Here is a 20,204-nt window from a genome sequence, read left to right on the forward strand (position 1 = left end):
CACCCGGCCTAACGCCCGTTTGGATAGGATGCACCCCATGACACAACCCGGTATGGAGTTGCAGGAACTGATCGCCGAGATGGAGCAGCGGCGCGGCAAGGTGGAAGCGGGCGGCGGCAAAGCGCGTCAGCAAAAGCAGCGTGACGGCGGCAAACTGACCGCCCGTGAGCGCATAGATGCCCTGCTGGACCCCGGCAGCTTTCTGGAAATGGGAACCTTTGTGGAACACCGGGGTGGACGCCTGATGCAGGGGGTGGAAGCTCCGGGCGACGGCGTGGTCACTGGCAGCGGCACCATTGATGGGCGGCAGGTCTTCGTCTTCAGTCAGGATTTCACCGTACTGGGCGGCAGCCTGGGCAAGATGAACGCTGCCAAGGTCACCAAGATCATGGATCTGGCGGCCAAAACCGGCTGTCCGGTAATTGGCCTGAACGATTCGGCTGGGGCGCGGATTCAGGAAGGGGTGGATTCGCTGAGCGGTTACGGCGAGATCTTCTACCGCAACGCGATTTACTCGGGCGCGGTGCCGCAGATCAGCGCCATCCTCGGCCCCTGTGCGGGTGGCGCGGTGTATTCCCCGGCGCTGACCGACTTCATCCTGATGAGTGGCGGCAGCAGTTACATGTTCATCACCGGGCCGGAAGTGATCAAGAGCGTGACGCGCGAGGATGTGACCCTTGACCAGCTCGGCGGCGCGGACGTGCATACCCGCAAGAGCGGCGTGGCCCACCTGGAATACGACGGCGACGAGGCGGTGTTGGCGGGAATCCGTGACCTGCTGGGCTACCTGCCCCAGAACGCCCACGAGCAGCCCCCAGTGCGCCAGACGGGCGATCCGGTGACCCGCCGCAACGACAAACTGCTGGACATCGTGCTGCCCGATCAGCGCAAGCCCTACGCCATGCACGCGGTCATTCACGAACTGGTGGACGACGGCACGTTCCTGGAAATCCAGCCGAACTGGGCCAAGAATATTCTGGTGGGCTTCGCGCGGCTGGGCGGGCAGAGCGTGGGCATCGTCGCCAACAATCCGCGCGTGATGGCCGGGACGCTGAACATTGATGCCAGCGACAAGGCCGCCCGTTTTATCCGCACCTGCGACTGCTACAACGTCCCCATTCTGACCCTGGTGGACGTGACCGGATTTTTGCCGGGCGTGGCGCAGGAACACGCCGGAATCATCCGCCACGGCGCGAAGATGCTGTACGCCTACGCCGAGGCCACCGTCCCCAAGATCACCCTGATCACGCGCAAAAGTTACGGCGGCGCGTACCTCGCCATGAACAGCCGCGACATGGGCGCGGACGTGGTGTATGCGTGGCCCACCGCCGCCGTCGCCGTGATGGGCGCGGAGGGGGCCGCCAACATCGTCTACCGCCGCGAGATCAACGCCAGCGAGAACCCGGAAGCCACCCGCGCCGAGAAAATCGCCGACTACAAGGACGCGTTTGACAACCCGTATGTGGCTGCCAGCAAGGGCTACATAGACGACGTAATTCCGATGGAAGACACCCGCCAGCGCCTGATTCTGACCTTTGCCATGCTGCGCGACAAGGCCGAGGTCAGGCCGTACCGGAAGCACGGAAATATGCCGTTGTAGTAAACGGAGGCACTCAAAATCAGGATGCGGCTCTGGAACTCGGGGCTGCGTCCTGTTCTCTGATTTGCCACAACTCTGCCAGATACCCCGTCATAAACGAACGGCCAAGATCCCTCTTTCTTTCCACTGGCACGTTCTTTTCTAATTTCAGCGTGATCCGCCTGACAGAGCGTGATCTGGACTGGGTCTAGGTTAATCGGCATGACCTCATCCGACGCCAGCAAGAAAATCCTCGTCATCATGTCCAGCGACTCCGAATTGCCTTTGCAGAATGGCAAGACGCACGCCACCGGCTTTTACCTCAATGAATTTGGCGTTCCCGCGCACCGACTGGTGGAGGCGGGCCATCACCTGACCATTGCCACGCCGCGCGGCAACCGTCCCCCGCTGGACGCGGGCAGCGACAGTAAGGACTACTTCAAGGACGAGGCAGAGTACAAGCAGATCAAGGCGTTCGTGGACGAAACCCTGTCCGGTGAGATCGTGCCGCTGGCCGACGCCGTGACCAATCTGGACGCCTTTGACGCCCTGTTCCTGCCCGGCGGCCACGCCCCCATGATTGAACTGATGCACAACCACGATCTGGGCCACGCGCTGAAGCACTTCCACGAGCGCTCGCTGCCCACTGCGCTGATCTGCCATGCACCTGTCGCATTGTTGGCCGCGCAGCCTGCCGCAGGAGCGTACCAGCGGGCGCTGGAAGCCGGGGAAACGCCCACAGCCGAGGACTTCACGTACAGCGGCTACAAGGTCACCGTCTTCAGCACACCGGAAGAAAAGGACGCCGAGGGCGGCTTTGAAGCCCCCATGCTCTACTACCCCGCCGACGCCCTGGCTGCCGCAGGCATGACCGTGCAGAACGGCGACAAATGGACCAGCAACGTGGTCCGTGACCGCGAACTGATCACGGGGCAGAACCCCATGAGCGACAAGGAATTTGTGGGCGTGTTCTTGAAGGCATTGCAGGAAACGCCAGCTAAGGGCTGAGGCTTTCCCCTTTAGCCGCCTCCCGCGCCACCTGCACGCGGACCCTGGCTGCCAGCGTGCGGTAAAACTCCGGGCGCTGGAGGTAGGCCATGTGCGGGGAGCGTCTGCCCAGCGGGAAGTCGGTGTCGTGCGCCCCTGGCACGCTGCCCTCAGCGGGGAAACTGAGCAGATCGTTCTCGCTCCAGACATTCCAGAAGTAGCCCAGATGCGGCGAGGCGGCCAGTGCGGTCCCCTCGCCGCTCTGATCATCCAGAAACAGGCCCATCGCCTTGCATGGCCCCACCTGACTGGCTGCCGCGCACCAAAGCGCCACCCGCAGGTCTGTTAATTCAGGATCGGCGGGAACAAAACTGGTCAGGGCATCGTAGATCAGTTGGCCGCCCATGCTGTGCGTCACGATCACCAGGGGTTCGTTCCGCTCCCGGCTGAGGTGCCAGGACGTCTTTAAGGCGTCCAGTACGCGGGCGGCAATGGGGCCGGGCTGCCGGGGCGTGCCGCGCAGGGTGAAGTATTCCAGCGCGTCCCCGACAAAGTAGGGAATAAAGCCCTCTAGCGGGCGGCGCAGGTCCTGCATGGCGCGGCGCACGTTCTGGTGGCGGCTCAGTCGCAGACGCTGCGGCAGGTGTGCGCCGTCCAGACCCAGGCGAGCGCGAACGGCAGACAGCGCTACCGCCCACTGAACGGCGGCTGGGACGTTGCCGATCACCGCCCGCACGCCCGTATCCTTCGCCGCTGCCCAGCACGCGTCAATCAGTTCGGGCCAGCGGTCTGCAGGGACTTCTGGGCGCAGGCCACGTTCCAGAGCGTCGGCTAGCGCGGCGGCGTTCAGTGTCAGCGGATGCTCGGGCGGGGACCATTCGGCCTGCGCGTGGTTTCCGGGTATGGGGTTGGTCCCCAAATCGCCCCAGTACACCCAACTGATGTCCACGCCCTGCGGATCGGCGGGTTGGACGCTGGGCGCAACGTGGGTTTGCAAGGCTGCCCGAACCTCGTCCCACAGCGCCCCGTGCGTCACGCGCTTGAGGGTCTCCCACTGCGGCTGATCGCCCTCGCGGATGGCGACGCCGTGGACGTAGAGGATGGACATGGGCCACTTTAGCGGGTCTGGGCTGGGTAGCTCAGCGAAGGGTGATCGTCATTTCTGTCGTGCTGGCCGTAAAACCCAGAGTTTCGTACAGGTGACGGGCTTCAGCGCTGGTGCCCAGGCTCAGGCGGGTGATTCCACGTTCACGGGCAGCGTCCAGACAAAGCTCCACCAGCCCACGCGCCAGCCCCTGCCGCCGATAATCGGGATGGGTCCAGACGTTCACAATGCGGCCCCGCCAGGGCTGGGGATCGCCGCGTGTGGGTCCCCCCATTCCAGCAGAACCAGGCCTGCGCCTGAGATAACCTCCTGGCCGTTCAGTGCGAGGAATCCCAGATGAAGTCCGCGCCGCATCGTTTCCTCTAACCATTCGGCGTAGATGGGCTGCTCGGCTGCTTCTGATGGTGGGCGATGACGGCAGCATCGGTGGGCTGAACAGGGCGAATCACGCGCTTCCTGGCGACTCCGGGTTGTGCTGGCGGTAGGCGCGCAGGGTGCCGTCCATGAAGGCCACGTACAGCGTGCCGCCAGCCGCCAGTGGGGTGGCCTGCACGCCCGTCGTCTCCTGCTGGGTCCAGCGCACGGTGCCGTCGCGCACGTCCAGCGCGCACAACTGCCCACTCTCGGAGGCCAGGAAGACCAGCCCCGCGCTGATCACTGGACTGGCAGTCACGCGGCCCGACATGCGGTGCGCCCACACGTCCTCACCGTCGTGCAGGCGCAGGGCACGCACGGTGCCGTCCCAGCCCGCCAGGATCGCCAGTCCAGAGTCGCCGGTTCCGCTGTGGGTCACGGCAGGGGAGGCCCAGACCTCGTCCTCCAGATCGTAGGTCCACAGGATCGCCTCGTCCTCGGCCAGTGCCACCCGCCCCGACGCGGCGCTGAGGGCCAGCGCGTGGACCTCGCCCTCCCAGGTGGCCACCACCAGCGTCGCCTCGCCGGAGGTACCCGGCAGCAGCGCGGGCGTGCCGTGGACCGTGCCCACCTCCACCTTCCACAGCGGGCTGCCGCTCAGGGCGTCCAGCGCGTGCAGCCAGCCGTTCTCGTCGCAGACTAGGGCTGCCCCAGCCCACACCAGCGGGCTGGCCGCCACCGGGCCGTCGGTGCGGTAGGCCCAGGCCAGCTCTCCTGTGCGGGCGTCCAGCGCGTGCAGGTGGCCGTCGCGGCTGGAGGCCAGCACCCGCCCGGCCCACAGCGTCGGTGCGCCCGTCAGTTCGGCGCGGGCCTGATGCCGCCAGACTTCCGCACCGCCCTGGAGTTCCACCCGGCGCAGGGTGCCGTCCCACGCGCCGAAAAAGATATGTCCACCCTGAAAGGCTGCCGGGGCCGTCACCTCGTCGCGGGCCGCGTAGGTGGCGAAGGGCCGCCCGGAGGCGTGGGTCAGCACCAGTTGGCCCCCGCGCGTGCCCACCGCCACCAAGTCGCCCTCGCCCACCACGGCGGCGGGCCAGGTGACCTCGCCGGGCAGCGGCACGCTCCAGACTTCTTTCAGGTTTGAAACGCGGGCCGGGCCATCGGGATGCTCCCCCGTGCGGGTGCGTCCGCCCCGGTACTGGCCGCGCGCGTGCCCGGTCCAGATGTCGCGGCGGGCCAGTGCCCACAGGTGGGCCAGCGCCTCGCCGGATTCGGGGCGGTCATCCGGCTTTTTGGACAGCAGTGCCAGCAGCACCCGCGCCACCGCGTCGGGAATGGCCGGATTCAGCTCACGCGGATCGGTGATCTTTTCGTAGACATGCTGGAACAGTACGCTCTGATCGCTGTCTCCCACGAAGGGCGGACTGCCGCAGGCCACGCGGTACAGCACCGCCCCCAGCGCGTACAGATCACTGAGCGGCCCCACGCCGATGCCCTTGGCCTGCTCCGGGGCCATGTAGGCCGGGGTTCCCAGCGTCAGCCCGCTGCGGGTGAGTTGCCGGGTGTGTTCCGACAGCGCCACCAGCCCGAAATCCATGATGCGCGGTAGCCACGCCTCGTCCAGCAGAACGTTTCCAGGGGTCAGATCACGGTGGATGATCCCGCGCGAGTGGATGAAATGCAGCGCCCGCGACGCAAACGACGCCGCCGTCAGATAACGGGCCAGCGAGGTGGGCGCGTCTTCCAGCGGCCCCAGTACGGTGATCGGGCCGCCAGTCATCAGCGGCATGGTGAAAAAAGGCCTTCCGTCACTGGGATCAAGGCCCAGATCCAGCACGGGGATCACGCCGGGATGCGTCAGGCGGGCCAGGGTGCGGACCTCGCGCAGAAAACGCTGTTTGTCTGATTCCGGCACATGGGCGTGCATCATCTTGACGGCCACGTCGCGGTCCAGCAGCGAATCGTGCGCCCGGAACACCAGCGCGCTGCCGCCCTCGCCCAGCGGGGAGCGCAGGTCATAGCGGCCCGCCAGGCGTGTTCCTACCTCCAGTGGCATATCGGGGGCAGTCTAGCGTGTGGGGGGGAGGGTCAAGGGGGCTGAGGGTCTAAAGGTCTGAACGCTAAAAATCAGTCCGCCGCCAGTTGCCCCGGCGTCAGCGGCTCGCGCAGCAGACGGGCAAAGCCCTCGGGGCCGTGTTTCTTCATCCAGCCCTGCACCAGATCACTGCCCACGGCGTAGGTAAAGATGTACGCCCGGAACTGCGGCTGCCCGATAAACCGCAGCGTCTGGCGGGCGCGCTCAGGGGTGGCCAGGGCGTATCGGCCCAGAAAGTCCAGTACCTCGGCCTCAGGCCGTTGCTCGCCGTGCAGCATCAGCGCCGCCGTGCCGCTCACATTCTTCAGCCCTTTTTGCACCCCGGTCACGTCCAGAAAGACCTGTACGTCTTTGCCGTCCAATCCTGCCAGTGTGGCCAGTTCGCCGCACAGCCAGTTATGCGCCTCGTCCTCATCCATCACGGCGTCCAGGGCGTTGGTGGCAATCCCTTCCGAGACGGCGCATTCGGGGGCGTTCATCAGTTGGAGGCTGTGTTCCAGCCAGCCGTTTCCGCGCACCAGCAGAGACTCCTTCGTTGAGTGTTCGGTGTGGTGGCCGGGATAGCCCTCGTGGGCCAGCAGATCGGGCAGCCCGGTCAGCGGCACGGGCAGATCGGTGTTGATGTCAATCCGGCTTTTCAGGTTGCCCAGCGGCCAGTTGTACCCGCCCCACGGCTTGTCCGACACCAGCGAGATGCTGAAATCCTCGCCGTCCGGCAGGCCGAAGCGCTCCTGCGTGCGCTGCCGGAGTTCGGCCAGAATTGGCCCCGCCAGCCGCAATAGATCGTCTTTAGGGACAATGACCTTCTGCCGCAACTTTTCAATACGTTCGGAGAGTGGTCCACTTCCCGGCACTGCCATTTCCAGCGCGTCCAGAGCGGCCTCCAGCTCATTTGGATCGGCACGCACCGGGTCTATGTCGTACAGCCCGCGCACTTCCTCCTCGTAGGGGATGGCCACGCCGCCGATAATGCGGGTCATGGTCTGCATGGCCGAAACTTGCACGCGCAAGAACTCGCGCCGGGCGTCATCTGGTACGGCCTGCACGTCATTCAGCATCGCCTCAGCATCGGCCTGAAGCTCGGCGGGTTCGCGCCGGGTGAGGTCTGCCCATTCCTGCGGGCCGCCGTAGCCGTCCACGAAACCCTCGGAATGTACGCCAATGGCGTGGGCCAGCCGGATGTAACGCTCTGCGATGTCCATAAAACGAAAGATAGAGGGTCAAGCGTGGGATTCTCTCGATCAGCCGTTCGCTCGCCTGTCAGTCCCCCACGAACACCGCCCGCTGATACGTGCCGTTTTCACCGACAGCGGGCAGCCCTGTCTCTGCGGCTTTCTTCAGACGCTCCAGCGCCAGCAGCACTGTTGGCCCCTCGCCATACATCTTCACGGCGTCGGTGGTGACCATGAGTTCCAGCCCGCGCCCGGATTGCACGGCCTGAAAGATGCGGCCTTCCGGGGTCTGGCGCACCGTCACCATCACCCCGGCGGGAAAACGGGCCAGTTCAACCTGCTTGGCAAAGTCCATATGCACAGCATAAATCGGGCTTCGGTCCACAAAGCGCGGGGCGCAACCCACTATTCTCGGCCCCATGACCCTGTTTGACCCCCCCGCCCCGCTGGCCGAACGCCTGCGCCCGCGCACCGTGGCCGAGGTGGTGGGCCAGACGCACCTGCTGGGACCAGGCAAACCGCTGTCGCGCGTGCTGGCCTCGGGCCGCCTGGGTTCTTTAATTCTGTGGGGGCCGCCCGGCGTGGGCAAGACGACGCTGGCGCGGCTGCTGGCCGGAGAGGTTGGCGCGCACTTCATCCCCCTGTCCGCCGTCTCTGCCGGAGTCAAGGACGTGCGCGAGGCCACCGCCGAGGCCGAACGCCTACGCGGGCGCGGTCAGAAGACCATCCTCTTTCTGGACGAGATTCACCGTTTTAACAAGGCCCAGCAGGACGCATTGCTGCCGCATGTGGAATCCGGGTTGCTCACGCTGATCGGCGCAACCACTGAGAATCCATCCTTTGAGGTCAACCCGGCCCTGCGCTCACGGGCGCGGACGCTGGTGCTGGAGGCGCTGAGTCAGGAGGAAGTGCGCGGGTTGCTGGAGCGGGCGCTGAGTGACCCGCGTGGGCTGCCGGGAATTACGGCGATGGACGAGGCGCTTGATCTCCTTTCCCGCTTGGCCGATGGGGACGCCCGCCGCGCCCTGAGTACGCTGGAAGTTGCCAGTTCTCTCGCCAACCCAGTTACCCCCGAATCCGTGACCGAGGCGTTTGGCCGCCACCTGCCGCAGATGGACAAGAACGGCGAGGACTTTTACAACCTGATCTCCGCGCTGCATAAATCGGTGCGGGCCTCGCATGTGGATGGAGCCTTGTACTGGCTGGCGCGCATGCTGGAAGGCGGCGCAGACGGGCTGTACGTGGCCCGCCGCATTGTCCGCATGGCCGCCGAGGACATCGGATTGGCGGACCCGCAGGCGCTGCGCCTGTGCATCGCCGCCCGCGACACCGCCGAGTTTCTGGGCAGCCCCGAAGGCGATCTGGCATTGGCGCAGGCCGTCGTTTATTTAGCTCTGGCCCCCAAAAGCAATAGCGTGTATATGGCCTGGAAACGTGCGTTAGATGCCGTGCGGGAAGGCGAAACGCTGCCTGTCCCCCTGCATCTTCGCAACGCCCCCACCGCCCTGATGCGGCAGCAGGGCTACGGCAAGGGATATGCCTACTATTTTGCCGATCCTGGCGGCTCCTTCGCGCAAAATTACCTGCCAGACGGCGTTCAACTTGGCCTGTACCATCCCACGGGCGAGGGCTGGGAGGCGCGGGTAGCAGAACGCTGGCGCAAGCTGCAACACGCCCACGGCGAGGATGAAGGCACGGCATCGGCTGAGGTCATTGACACCCCGCCCGCGCACGTTTAGGATGTGTGGGCCTGTGAGCGTGGTGACAGGACGTGTGGTGGGTTTAGCTCAGTTGGTTAGAGCGCCGCTCTGTGGCAGCGGAGGCCGGGGGTTCAAGTCCCCTAATCCACCCCAATTTTTTCCGGCCCACCGCCTTCACGGGTCAGGGCCGGATTTTTCTTTTAAGATGGTTGAGCAATGCGGGGATGGCGGAACTGGTAGACGCACTAGACTTAGGATCTAGTATCCGTAGGATGTGAGGGTTCAAGTCCCTTTCCTCGCACCACCAACACAGGCGGCGCGGCGGTTTTTCCCACACGGGAGGGCCGCCGCGCCGCTGTCTCTGCCATCAGATGAGGGAAGGGGCAACCGGGGTGGGTGTACGCACAGGGTCCAAACGCACTATGATGCTGGGCGGCTTGTCGCGTGCGTGCTGGTCCTGCACTTGCAGGGAGCGCAACCGACACGGCAAAAAATCAAAGCTGGAATGCGCCCCCGGCGGTGGTCCCCACTGGACCCCTGGCCGCGTGGGACAGCGAACGGGAGAAATGACGTGGCAGAACTGATCAGCAGAGAGGGCAACAAGGTGGAGTTCAGGGTTTCCGTTCCCGCCTCCGAAGTGAACCGGGCATATGACCAGGTGTGGTCCGGGCTGGCGCGCGACGTGCGCGTCCCCGGCTTCCGCCCCGGCAAGGCTCCCCGCAAGGTCATTGAGGGCCGCGTGGGCAAGGGTTACGTGGAACAGGAAGTGCGTGACCGCCTGCTCCAGGCCAACTACAGCAAGGCCGCTCAGGAGCTGAAGCTGAGTCTGGTGGACGCCAATATCGATCCCCAGGAAGTGGTCAGCGGACAGGCCTTCGAGTTCACGGTCAAGGGTGAAACCTACCCTGAAGTGAAGCTGGCCGACTGGAGCAACCTGAGCCTCAGCGCCGAGTCGCCCGAGATCACCGACGACGTGATGGAGCGCACCCTGGGCGATCTTCAGGAGCGCAACGCCACCTTCGAGGAAGCCGAGCGTGCCATCGAGGCCAGCGATCAGGTGACCGTGGAGGAACAGGGCGAGGACGGCGGTACCTACCCCATCTACCTGGACGTCGCCGAGGAGCATGTTCGCGCGGCGCTGCTGGGCAAGAGCAAGGGCGACACCGTGGAAATCACGGTCCCCGCGCACCAGCACGGCGATCACGAGCATCCTGAACACGCCGTCACAGTGGTCATCAAGGACGTGAAGGTCAAGAAGACCCAGGCACTGGACGACGACTTCGCTAAGAGCTTGAACTTCGACAACCTGGAGCGTCTGCGGACCGATCTGAAGGCCGAGCTGGAACGCCGCGCCGCGCAGGAGGGCGAAACCGCCCGCCGCGAGGAATTCGTGTCGCACCTGACCGAGAACATGGAAGCGGACATTCCCGCCGCGCTGCTGGACCGCCGCCGCGACGCCATGCTGGAAGAGATCAAGGACGATCTGGGCCGCCAGGGCGTCAAGTGGGGCGAGTACGAGAGCTTCATGCAGGAGCAGGGCAAGCTCGACGAGTTCATGGCCGATCTGTCCAAGAACGCCGAGAGCCGGGTCAAACGCGATCTGGCCCTGGAAAAGCTGGCCGAGGACCTGAAGGTGCAGGTCAGCGACGCCGAGTTCAACCAGACCATGAACGCCCTGGCGCAGGCCAACGGCATGAACCCGCAGGAACTGAGCAAGAACCTGGGGCCGGACGGCATCAACACCTACTACGCCAGCCTGATGCGCGAGAAGGGTCTCCAGCAGGCGATGGCGCAGCTCAGCAAGCCCGCGCAGGGTGAGCAGGAAGGCCAGCAGGAAGAGGCCGCTCCGGCAGAAGCTGCTCCTGAAGCAACGCAGGAAGCCAAAACCGAGGAAACGCAGCCGGAAGCCGAGCAGCCCCAGACCGAGCAGGTTGAGGGCAAGCAGACCGAGGGCGAAGGCGAGAACAAGACCGAGTAAATCAGAACCGAAAGAGGGGCGCGTCCTGCGGGGTGCGCCCCTTTTTTATTTCTCAACCGTAACTGAATACCGTCCTTCAACGCTGAACTCAATTCATTGAACGTCCGTTCAAAGAATGCTACCGTGGCGGATATGAGTGCCCCCACCGTCCGCCCCAGCATCGGCATCACCGCCCTGGGAAGTTACGCGCCCGAACGTATCGTGCCCAACGCGCATTTTGAGGCGTACATGGACACCAACGCCGATTGGATCGAATCGCGCACCGGTATCCGCGAGCGGCGTTTCGCGGCCCCCGACGAGTACACCTCCGACGTGGGCGTGGGCGCGGTACGCGACATGCTCTCGCGTGACCCGGACGCCCTCAAGGAAGTGGACGCGGTGATCTGCGCCACGGTCAGCCCGGACGCGATGATGCCGTCCACCGCTGCATTGATCGCCATGCAGGTGGGGCTGGCGGGGGCTGCCGCTTTCGATCTGTCCACTGCCTGTAGCGGCTTCGTATATGCCCTGAGCGTGGCGTCGGGCCTGATCCAGTCCGGTGTGGCGCGGCGCGTGCTGGTGGTGGGGGCCGAGGCCCTGAGCAAGATCGTGGACCAGCAGGACCGGGGCACGGCCATCCTGTTCGGAGACGGCGCGGGCGCGGCAGTGGTGGGGCCGGTGCCCGCCGGGCTGGGCTTTCAGGAGTTCATCATGGGCGCGGACGGCGCAGGCGGGTCCAGCCTGTACCTGCGATGCGCGGCCCCGCAATTGCCCGGCGGTTTTCAAATGGGCCAGTATGTGGGTATGAACGGGCGCGAGGTCTTCAAATTCGCCGTGCGCGTGCTGGGCGACAGCGGCACCAAGGTCCTGCAAAAAAGCGGCCTGACCAGTGCGGATGTGGACTGGGTGATTCCGCATCAGGCCAATGTGCGGATCATCGAGGCCGCTGTGGAGCGCTTCGGCATCCCCATGAGCAAAACCGTGGTCAATCTGGACCGCTATGGCAACACCTCCAGCGCTACGGTGCCGCTCGCACTGCACGAAGCGGTGCAGGACGGGCGCGTGCAGGACGGCCAGCAATTGCTGCTGATCGCCTTTGGCGGCGGCCTGAGCTGGGTGGCCGGGACGATGAAATGGTGGGGCGGCGCACCCAGCCTGAAGGCATCCGCCCCCGCGCTGGCCGAGGTGGGCGCTTGAGTCCCCCCAGCAGCACCAACAGAATTGCCGCCCTGTTTCCTGGTCAGGGTTCGCATTCGGTGGGGATGGGCGCTGATCTGGCCGCCGCTTTTCCGGTTGCCGAAGCCGTGTATGCCGAGGCCGAGCAAACACTGCCGGGTCTGCGCGCGTTGATCGAAACCGGACCTCTTGAGGACCTGACGATGACCGCCAACCAGCAGCCCGCCCTAGTGACCGCCAGTATTGCCGCATACCGCGCATGGCAGGCAAAGACGGGCCTGACCCCGATGGTGGCCGCCGGACATTCGCTGGGCGAATACAGCGCTCTGGTGGCTGCCGGAGTTCTGACATTGGCTGACGCTCTGACCCTGACGCGCAAGCGCGGCACGCTGATGCAGCAGGCCGTCGCTCCCGGTGACGGGGCCATGAGCGCCATCATGGGCGATCCGGCGGTGGTGGCGGAAGTTTGCGAGGGGATCACGGGCGTGCAACCCGCCAACTTCAACGCCCCCACGCAGACCGTGATCAGCGGTGAAGCTGGCGCGGTGGCCGAGGCCAGCGCCGAACTGAAGTCACGCGGCCTGAAAGCCATTCCCCTGAAAGTCAGCGCTCCGTTCCACTGTGCGCTGATGGCCCCCGCTGCGGCAGGTCTCTCGCCCGATCTGCAGGCGGCGGCTTACGGCCCCTTCGCCTTTCCGGTGCTGGCGAACGTCACGGCTGAATTGAATGACGATCCCCAGCGCGTGCCGGAGCTGCTGGAACGTCAGATCACGGGCGCGGTGCGCTGGGTGGAGACAATTGAGGCGCTGGCGGGTATGGGTGTGGACACCTTTATCGAGTTCGGCCCCGGCAAAGTGCTGAGCGGGCTGGTGGGCCGCATCGTACCAGGCGCAAAAACCTTCCAGATGGGCACGGCGGCGGATGTGGAAGCGTTCGGGCTGTGAGGGTGCTGGATGATTTGCCCTTGCTCCCTGTGGCAAGCGAGAATGGTCCACTATGAAAAGACTTGCTCTGGCGTTCCTTGTCGCTGCGGCGGCCACGTCCTGCAACCGGGAAGTCGGGTTCACGCCCACGCCCATCTCCTTCGCTGACCACCCCAGCGTCCTGCGGGGGCCGTGGAGCGGCGATACCACCGCCGGGCAGAGACTGCGTCTGCAACTGACCGCCGCCTACGACACCGCCAGCAGCTACCGGGTGACCGGAACAGGCAGTTTGGATCAGGAGCCGCTGAGTGTGACTGGGAGTGTGGCGGGCGGCTCGCTGCACAGCTATCTGCGCCCGCAGCTCACGCCCGCTCCAGAGACGGCGCAATTGACGTTGCAGCGGACAGGCAAGGCCGATCTGGAGCTGCGGTGTTACGACATCGGCGGCGACGAGGCTGGAAGCTCTTGGTTCTGGCAATGCTTCCTTCCAGACAACACGAAATCGTTCAATCTCACGAGGGAAACGTCATGACCGAACCACAACCCAACAAAGTTGCCCTCGTCACTGGCAGCAGCCGGGGCCTGGGCCGGGCGATGGCCCTGAAACTGGCCGCAGACGGCTTTGATCTTGCCGTCCACTTCGGACGTAATGCTGCGGAAGCTGAGAAGGTGGCGGAGGAAGTTCGCGCCCACGGCGTCCGTGCCGAGGTGTTCGGCGCTGATCTCGCCACGCCAGCCAACGCCGGAAAACTCGTCGAGGACGTGATCCGGAAGATGGGCGGTCTGGACGTGCTGGTCAACAATGCCGGAATCACCCGCGACGGCCTCGCCATCCGCATGAAGGACGAGGACTGGGACGCCGTGATCCAGACCAACCTGTCCAGCGCGTTTTCGGCGTGCCGGGCGGCCATCAAGCACATGATGCGTGCCCGCTCTGGGCGGATCGTCAATATTGCCAGCGTGGTGGGATTGACTGGCAATCCGGGTCAGGCCAACTACGTGGCCAGCAAGGCCGGGTTGATCGGGCTGACCAAGGCGCTGGCCAAGGAATACGGCGGGCGCGGTATTACCGTCAATGCCGTGGCCCCCGGTTTTATCGAATCCGACATGACGGCTACGCTGGCGGAAGACGTGAAAAGCGGTTATCTGGCGGGGATTCCTCTGGCCCGCCTTGGTCAGCCGGAAGAAGTCGCCGCACTGGTGGCGTTTCTAGCCTCTGATGGTGCCGGGTACATCACCGGGCAGACCATCGGCGTGGATGGCGGTTTGAATCCGCATTGAGCAACTCTGATGGGTATGTTCCCCACGCTTCGTTTGCACCCCGTTCAGGAACGTAGCCTCCCACACCCTGCCCGTGTAGACTGGGCCAGATTTCAAGGACACTTCAAGACAGGAGGAAAAAACTATGGCGACTTTTGATGACGTGAAAGATGTGATTGTGGACAAGCTGGGTGTGGACGCGGATAAGATCAACCCCGAGGCCCGTTTCGTGGAGGATCTGGGCGCAGACAGCCTGGAAACCGTCGAGCTGATCATGGGCCTGGAAGACAAGTTCGGCGTGACCATCAGCGATGAGGATGCCGAGAACATCCGCACCGTGCAGGCCGCCGTCGATTACATCGAGAGCAAGCAGTAAACGCGCCTGTTCCGGCGACGCGTCGAGCGCAGCCGGGGCAGTGAATGGGGGCGGGGCGCGGGTTATACCGTCGCCCCGGTTTCTATTGAAAAGGGAGGGGATGTATGGGCGTTTCAGGATTGAGACGGGTGGTGATCACGGGGCTGGGGCCGGTGACGCCCATCGGGATGGGGGCGGCAGCCTACGCCGAGGCGCAGCGCGCGGGCAGAAGCGGCATCGGCCCGATCACGCACTTCGACGCCACCGACACCGCCAGCAAGATCGCGGGTCAGGTGAAGGGCAGCCTGGATGAATTCATCGATCCGCGCGAGGCCCGGAAATTAGACCGCTACGTGCAACTGGCGCTGGTGGCCTCCGAACTCGCCGCGCGTGACAGTGGCCTGACCCCTGAGGAACTCAGTGGCGAACGCGTCGGCACGGTGGTGGGCAGCGGCATCGGTGGGGTCAAGACCTTCGAGGATCAGGCCGGGGTGCTGCACGAGCGGGGGCCGGGGCGTATCAGCCCGATGTTCATTCCGATGATGATCGCCAATATGGCCACCGGACACGTCGCCATGAAGTTCGGCGCGACGGGGCCAAGCAGCACCGTGGTCACCGCCTGCGCCACCGGCACGGGATCCATCGGGGATGCCGCACGCTACATCCAACTCGATCTGGCCGACGTGATGATCGCCGGCGGTACCGAGGCCGCCGTGACCGCCATCGCCGTGGGCGGATTCTCCAATATGAAGGCGCTATCCACCCGCAACGACTCGCCGGAAACCGCCAGCCGCCCCTTCAGCGCCACCCGCGACGGCTTTGTGCTGGGCGAGGGCGCGGGTATCGTGATTCTGGAAGAATACGAGAAGGCCAAAAAGCGGGGGGCCACCATCTACGCCGAAGTCGTCGGCTACGGCACCAGCGCCGATGCCCACCACATCACCATGCCCGCCCCGGAAGGACGCGGGGCACAGGTGGCGATGCGGATGGCCCTGAACACGGCGGGGGTCAACCCCGAGCAGGTGGGTTACGTCAACGCGCACGGCACCAGCACGCACTTCAATGACCTGTACGAGACGCAGGGCATCAAGCATGTGTTTGGCGATCACGCCAAGAAGCTGGCGATCAGCTCTACCAAGTCCATGACCGGACACCTGCTGGGCGCGGCGGGGGCCATCGAGGCGATTGCCGTGGCGCAGGCGCTGAAAGACGGCATCCTGCCCCCCACCATCAACCTGACCGATCCCGATCCCGCACTGGACCTAGATTACATCCCCGAGGGCGCACGGGAGCAACAGGTGGAATACGTCCTGAGCAACTCGTTTGCTTTCGGTGGTCAGAACGCGACGTTGCTGTTCAAACGGGTGTGAGGATCGTCAAACAGAATGGTCTGGAAGTCCAACGGCTCAAAAATACAGCGGTTCTTGCGGCTGATCGGTTGAGCAGTTTGACGGTTTGATCCGCCCCGCCGCCCCTTCCCTCCACAAATCCTCAAGCTGAAGACCGGGTCACTCACGTCAATCGGTGCTTTAATGCCCTGATAGTCGCCTGATAGGCCCGGTTTATCTTTTTTCAGATCAGCCTAGGGTTCTTAGAATTCCCGTCCCCAGCGAAAGGAGTCATCCCTGTGTCCCGCGCCAAAACGTCCGCCGTCCTGACTGAACCTGCTCCAGCCAGGGCCAAACGCCACCGCAAGAAGCCGGAGCCGGAAGGTCTGGGCGAAACGCGCACGCACAGTACAGTGGCAAATACCGAGAGCCGCTATCTGAACCGTGAGCTGTCCTGGCTGGCCTTCAACGAGCGGGTGCTGGCTGAGGCGCGCGACGTTCGCAACCCACCGCTGGAACGTTTGAAGTACGCGGCCATCTGCGGCAGCAACCTTGACGAGTTCTTCATGGTGCGCGTGGCGGGCATCCACCGCCAGATCGCGGCGGGGGTCAACACGCCCGGTCTGGACGGTATCACGCCGCGTGAAACGCTGGCGCTGGTCCGCGAACGCACGCAGGGCATGCTGCGCGAGATCGAGAAGACGACGCGCAAGGTGCTGAAGCTGCTGATGGACGAGGGCCTCAAGCTGGTGCGCGTGGCCGATCTGGGCAAACGCGCCCGCGCCAGCCTGCGCGAACACTATCTGGCCGAGATTCAGCCGGTACTGACGCCGCTGGTGGTGGACCCCAGCCACCCCTTTCCGTACCTGAGCAACCTCAGCCTGAATCTGGCGGTGCTGCTGCGGGGTGGTTCTGGCGACGAGACCGACTTTGCACGCGTGAAGGTGCCCGTGGGCGTGCTGCCGCGCGTGGTGGTGATTGGTGACGCCTTGCTGATGCTGGAGGACGTGATCGCCGCGCACATCAGTGAGCTGTTCAAGGGCCGTGAGGTGCTGGCCGCGCATGTCTTCCGCGTGACCCGCAACACCGATTACGAGTTCGAGGAAGAGGAGGCTGAGGACCTGCTCGCCACCATCGAGGACGGGCTGCGCCGCCGCCGCTTTGGTGCTGCCGTGCGGCTGGAAGTGGTGCGCGAGACGCCCATCAAACTCGTGACCTTCCTTCAGGAGCGCCTGAGACTGGCTGCCGAGGACATCTTCCTGCTCGAAGGCCCGCTGGGCACCGCCGATCTGATGGGTCTGCCGGTGACCCGTCCAGATCTGGCCTTTGAGGCTTTCGCCCCCGCCGTGCCTGATCTGGACGGCGACGAGGAAAACGGCATCTTCGACACCCTGCGCGGCGGCGACGTGTTGCTGCATCACCCCTACGACGGCTTTGCCAACATCCTGAACTTCATTGAGGAAGCCAGCCGGGACCCGCAGGTGCTGGCGATCAAGCAGACGCTGTACCGCACCGGGGACGATCCACGCCTGCTGGCCGCGCTGCGAACCGCCGCCGAGAACGGCAAGCAGGTGGTGGCCCTGATCGAACTCAAAGCGCGCTTTGACGAGCAGCGCAATATCAGTTGGGCGCGCAAGTTGGAACGCGCCGGGGCGCATGTGGTGTACGGCATGGCGGGCCTCAAGACCCACGCCAAGGTCACGCTGGTGGTGCGCCGGGAAGCCGAAGGGCTGCGCCGATACGCGCACATTGGGACAGGCAATTACAACCCCAAGACCGCCCGCCTGTACACCGATCTGAGCCTCCTGACCGCCGATCCCGAGATCGGTATGGACGTGGCCGAGCTGTTCAACCACCTGACCGGCTACGCCGAGGCCGATTACACCCACCTGCTGGTGGCCCCCGACACCGCCCGCACTGGCCTGGAGGCCCTGCTGGAGCGCGAGGCCGACAATGCCCGCGCGGGCCATGACGCCTGGGCACGGATCAAGGTCAATTCCCTGACCGATCCGGCCATGATCGAGGCGATGTATGGGGCGGCCAGCGCCGGAGTCCGCATTGACCTGATCATCCGGGGCGTGTGCTGCCTGCGTCCCGGCGTGCCCGGCCTGTCGGAGAGCGTCCGCGTCCGCAGTCTGCTGGGGCGCTATCTGGAACATGCCCGCGTCTACGCTTTCGGCAACGCCGGAAACGCCGAGGTCTATTTCGGCAGTGCCGACCTGATGAGCCGCAATCTGGACCGCCGCGTGGAGGTCGTTGCCCCGGTGCTGGACGACGCCCACCGTGATCAATTTCTGGACATCCTGAAGACCGAATGGACCGATCAGCGCGGCTCCTGGGAGTTGTGCCTGGACGGCGAATACGAGAAGCTGCCGGGCGATGAGAGCGCGCAGCAGATTTTCGCCTCGGCGCGGCATCCGCTCTAGGGAAGGGAATACACCCATTCGGGCGACTGGGGCACGGGTTGACCTCTTCCAAATAGCGGCTGGAATGATTACCATACGGCCACTCAAAACCTGATTGAGCTTCAGGGGCGGCGGTCTGCGTCTGTCCCCGTTCTCGCCCTCTTTTCCCAGGAGTTGCCCATGCGTTCATTGCTGCTGCCCGCCGCCCTGCTGTCCTTGACCCTGATGGCCTGTGGTCAGACCACGCCCCAGACGTCTGTTGCCGCCCCCAACGCTGCCAACGCCTACGCCCAGCGCCCGGAACTCCAGGACGCGGACAGTCAGGCGATTCTGGAGAAGTACGGCAATGATCCGGGCCTGCTGGAAGCTTTGCAGCAGGCGTATGGCGAGCGGCCCACAGACCTCAGCCTGCCCGCCGCCCCCGCCATCACTGGCCTTGATCTGGCGAGTGACCGGCTGGCCTATGTCAAGCGCACCGGCTGGGGCAGCGTGGGCAATTACAACAACCAGTACGCGGCCTACGCGGGAACGACTCGCCCTTATGCGGGCCTGGACTGGGGCCGTGACGGTTGCAGCGCCCCCGACGGTCTGGGCCTGGGCTACCGCGAGGATTTCCGGCCCGCGTGCAATGTCCACGATTTCGGTTACCGCAACCTCAAGGTCTACCAGCGCACCGACGCCAACCGCAAAACCACAGACGAGGCGTTCCACACCAACATGAACGCCATCTGCGCCGCCAAGAGCTGGTACAAGCGTCCAGCGTGCTACAGCGCGGCCTTCGCGTATTACGAGGGAGTGCGGGTGGGGGGCGCAAGCAGCTTCTAGCGCCGGAAGCAGAGAGGGGAAGGCCGCCCATGGAAACTCCGTAGGCGGCCTTCTTTAGCTCAGCCCTGCTGTGGTACGAACGGCCACGCCACGTCCCCCGCCGGATCGCTGTCCTTCAAACCGGCCCAGTCGTGTGGATAGACCTCGCGTGGGCTGAGAGAACTGTTCTCGCCGTGTGCTGAGGCGTAATCGGCAACGGCGTCGTAGGCCTCCAGAATGCTAGGAAAGCTGAACTGCGCCTTGCTCAGGGTGACGTAAGCCTCGGCGTGGGCAGGTGCCTCACGCAGGGTCAGGCCGCCCGTGGGTATCAGGGAACCGCTGTACGGCACGCAGACCTCCACCGGTCCGTCGTTGTCGGCGTTGACCTGTCCGTGGTAGATGACGAAGGGAATGCCCGCGACGGTTGCGCCTGCCTGCATGATCTGCTGGGGTAACGCCTTCAATTGCTGCTCGATGAAGCCGGGAAGTTCGTCCACGCGCAGGCGGCGGGACAGGGTGGCGATCTGTTGGGCAGGAACGTGGCGCTGCTGGACGTTGAAATGCTGGGTCATGGGGGGTTCTCCTTTGAGGGTTCGCAGGACGTAGCGGGCCAGTTCGCGCCGCTGGGTGTGCTGGATTTCAGCCTGCGTCCAGTGGCCCCGGATCAGGTCCGGCTGCTGTCCTGCTGGGGCGTCCAGCACGGCGCGGATGCTGCCGAGCGACAGGCCGAGCTGGCGCAACAGACCGATCAAGCGAGCCTGGGGCAACTGCTTGTGGGAATAATGTCGGTAGCCGTTGTCCGGGTCCACCCATTCGGGCGGCAACAGGCCCAGTTCGTCGTACAGACGCAGGGCCTTGAGACTCAGGCGGCTGGCCCCGGCAAAGGCGCTGATGGTCATGGAAGCAGTGGGGTTGGTGGGGGTCATGGCGGCTCCTCTAGAGGTGGCCCCAGCATGGGGGCTGCCCCAGGGGTCAGGTCAAACGGGCGGCCAAGCGGCTAGTCT

18 protein-coding genes and 2 tRNA genes are annotated in these 20,204 nt (G+C 64.8%); 14 read left to right on the forward strand and 6 right to left on the reverse strand.

Annotation, left to right across the window (positions count from 1 at the left end):
- Positions 1-37 precede the first annotated feature (37 nt).
- Together DAAJ005_RS05875 and DAAJ005_RS05880 are read left to right on the forward strand one after the other, a co-directional pair.
- Entirely contained in the window at positions 38-1,600 is a 1,563-nt protein-coding gene (locus DAAJ005_RS05875; RefSeq protein WP_151846298.1) for an acyl-CoA carboxylase subunit beta, read from the forward strand.
- Positions 1,601-1,801: 201 nt separating this feature from the next.
- The gene (locus DAAJ005_RS05880; protein WP_151846299.1) at positions 1,802-2,587 is read left to right on the forward strand and encodes a type 1 glutamine amidotransferase domain-containing protein; all 786 of its coding nucleotides are present in this window, start codon (positions 1,802-1,804) and stop codon (positions 2,585-2,587) included.
- Here the strand turns inward: DAAJ005_RS05880 and DAAJ005_RS18885 are convergent.
- From DAAJ005_RS18885 to DAAJ005_RS05905, 5 genes are all read right to left on the reverse strand, one after another.
- Complete coding sequence (locus DAAJ005_RS18885; protein WP_192930882.1) at positions 2,577-3,674, reverse strand: hypothetical protein; 1,098 nt, start codon at positions 3,672-3,674, stop codon at positions 2,577-2,579. The genes DAAJ005_RS05880 and DAAJ005_RS18885 overlap by 11 nt on opposite strands.
- 31 nt (positions 3,675-3,705) lie before the next feature.
- Entirely contained in the window at positions 3,706-3,945 is a 240-nt protein-coding gene (locus DAAJ005_RS05890; RefSeq protein ID WP_226342591.1) for a GNAT family N-acetyltransferase, read from the reverse strand.
- Positions 3,946-4,116: 171 nt separating this feature from the next.
- Positions 4,117-6,081, reverse strand: coding sequence for a serine/threonine-protein kinase (locus DAAJ005_RS05895; protein WP_151846300.1), 1,965 nt, complete (start codon positions 6,079-6,081; stop codon positions 4,117-4,119).
- A 71-nt stretch (positions 6,082-6,152) separates the two neighbouring features.
- The gene (locus DAAJ005_RS05900; RefSeq protein WP_151846301.1) at positions 6,153-7,322 is read right to left on the reverse strand and encodes a hypothetical protein; all 1,170 of its coding nucleotides are present in this window, start codon (positions 7,320-7,322) and stop codon (positions 6,153-6,155) included.
- A 58-nt stretch (positions 7,323-7,380) separates the two neighbouring features.
- Positions 7,381-7,647 carry a hypothetical protein gene (locus DAAJ005_RS05905; RefSeq protein WP_151846302.1) on the reverse strand — a complete coding sequence of 89 codons (267 nt, stop codon included), beginning with the start codon at positions 7,645-7,647 and terminating at the stop codon, positions 7,381-7,383.
- A 64-nt stretch (positions 7,648-7,711) separates the two neighbouring features.
- Here DAAJ005_RS05905 and DAAJ005_RS05910 point away from each other — a divergent pair, with 64 nt between their 5' ends.
- The 12 genes from DAAJ005_RS05910 to DAAJ005_RS05965 all read left to right on the forward strand — a co-directional run bounded on the left by DAAJ005_RS05910 (position 7,712) and on the right by DAAJ005_RS05965 (position 19,221).
- Positions 7,712-9,031 (forward strand): replication-associated recombination protein A, encoded by a 1,320-nt coding sequence (locus tag DAAJ005_RS05910; RefSeq protein ID WP_151846303.1) that lies wholly within the window; start codon positions 7,712-7,714, stop codon positions 9,029-9,031.
- A 37-nt stretch (positions 9,032-9,068) separates the two neighbouring features.
- Positions 9,069-9,145: transfer RNA gene (locus tag DAAJ005_RS05915), tRNA-His, on the forward strand.
- A gap of 65 nt (positions 9,146-9,210) precedes the next feature.
- Positions 9,211-9,296 (forward strand) — tRNA-Leu (locus tag DAAJ005_RS05920).
- A gap of 267 nt (positions 9,297-9,563) precedes the next feature.
- Positions 9,564-10,970 carry a trigger factor gene (gene tig / locus DAAJ005_RS05925; RefSeq protein ID WP_151846304.1) on the forward strand — a complete coding sequence of 469 codons (1,407 nt, stop codon included), beginning with the start codon at positions 9,564-9,566 and terminating at the stop codon, positions 10,968-10,970.
- A gap of 132 nt (positions 10,971-11,102) precedes the next feature.
- The gene (locus DAAJ005_RS05930) at positions 11,103-12,146 is read left to right on the forward strand and encodes a beta-ketoacyl-ACP synthase III (protein ID WP_151846305.1); all 1,044 of its coding nucleotides are present in this window, start codon (positions 11,103-11,105) and stop codon (positions 12,144-12,146) included.
- A 65-nt stretch (positions 12,147-12,211) separates the two neighbouring features.
- A complete protein-coding gene (gene fabD, locus DAAJ005_RS05935) occupies positions 12,212-13,069 on the forward strand; it encodes an ACP S-malonyltransferase (RefSeq protein WP_255448060.1) in 858 nt (285 codons plus the stop codon).
- 52 nt (positions 13,070-13,121) lie between these two features.
- Complete coding sequence (locus DAAJ005_RS05940; RefSeq protein WP_151846307.1) at positions 13,122-13,580, forward strand: hypothetical protein; 459 nt, start codon at positions 13,122-13,124, stop codon at positions 13,578-13,580.
- Positions 13,577-14,329 (forward strand): 3-oxoacyl-[acyl-carrier-protein] reductase, encoded by a 753-nt coding sequence (gene fabG, locus DAAJ005_RS05945; protein ID WP_151846308.1) that lies wholly within the window; start codon positions 13,577-13,579, stop codon positions 14,327-14,329. The genes DAAJ005_RS05940 and fabG overlap by 4 nt, the downstream gene beginning before the upstream one ends.
- Before the next feature lie 124 nt (positions 14,330-14,453).
- A complete protein-coding gene (gene acpP / locus DAAJ005_RS05950) occupies positions 14,454-14,684 on the forward strand; it encodes an acyl carrier protein (protein ID WP_029481524.1) in 231 nt (76 codons plus the stop codon).
- Between the two features lie 104 nt (positions 14,685-14,788).
- Positions 14,789-16,033 (forward strand): beta-ketoacyl-ACP synthase II, encoded by a 1,245-nt coding sequence (gene fabF, locus DAAJ005_RS05955; protein ID WP_151846309.1) that lies wholly within the window; start codon positions 14,789-14,791, stop codon positions 16,031-16,033.
- A gap of 257 nt (positions 16,034-16,290) precedes the next feature.
- A complete protein-coding gene (gene ppk1 / locus DAAJ005_RS05960; RefSeq protein WP_370519773.1) occupies positions 16,291-18,417 on the forward strand; it encodes a polyphosphate kinase 1 in 2,127 nt (708 codons plus the stop codon).
- A gap of 159 nt (positions 18,418-18,576) precedes the next feature.
- On the forward strand, positions 18,577-19,221 hold the full coding sequence (locus tag DAAJ005_RS05965) for a phospholipase A2 (RefSeq protein ID WP_151846310.1): 645 nt from the start codon (positions 18,577-18,579) through the stop codon (positions 19,219-19,221).
- A 59-nt stretch (positions 19,222-19,280) separates the two neighbouring features.
- Here DAAJ005_RS05965 and DAAJ005_RS05970 read toward each other — a convergent pair whose 3' ends face one another.
- Positions 19,281-20,126, reverse strand: coding sequence for a MerR family transcriptional regulator (locus DAAJ005_RS05970; RefSeq protein ID WP_151846311.1), 846 nt, complete (start codon positions 20,124-20,126; stop codon positions 19,281-19,283).
- Positions 20,127-20,204: the final 78 nt, after the last annotated feature.

The sequence above is a fragment of the Deinococcus sp. AJ005 genome (assembly GCF_009017495.1).
Classification (GTDB): domain Bacteria; phylum Deinococcota; class Deinococci; order Deinococcales; family Deinococcaceae; genus Deinococcus.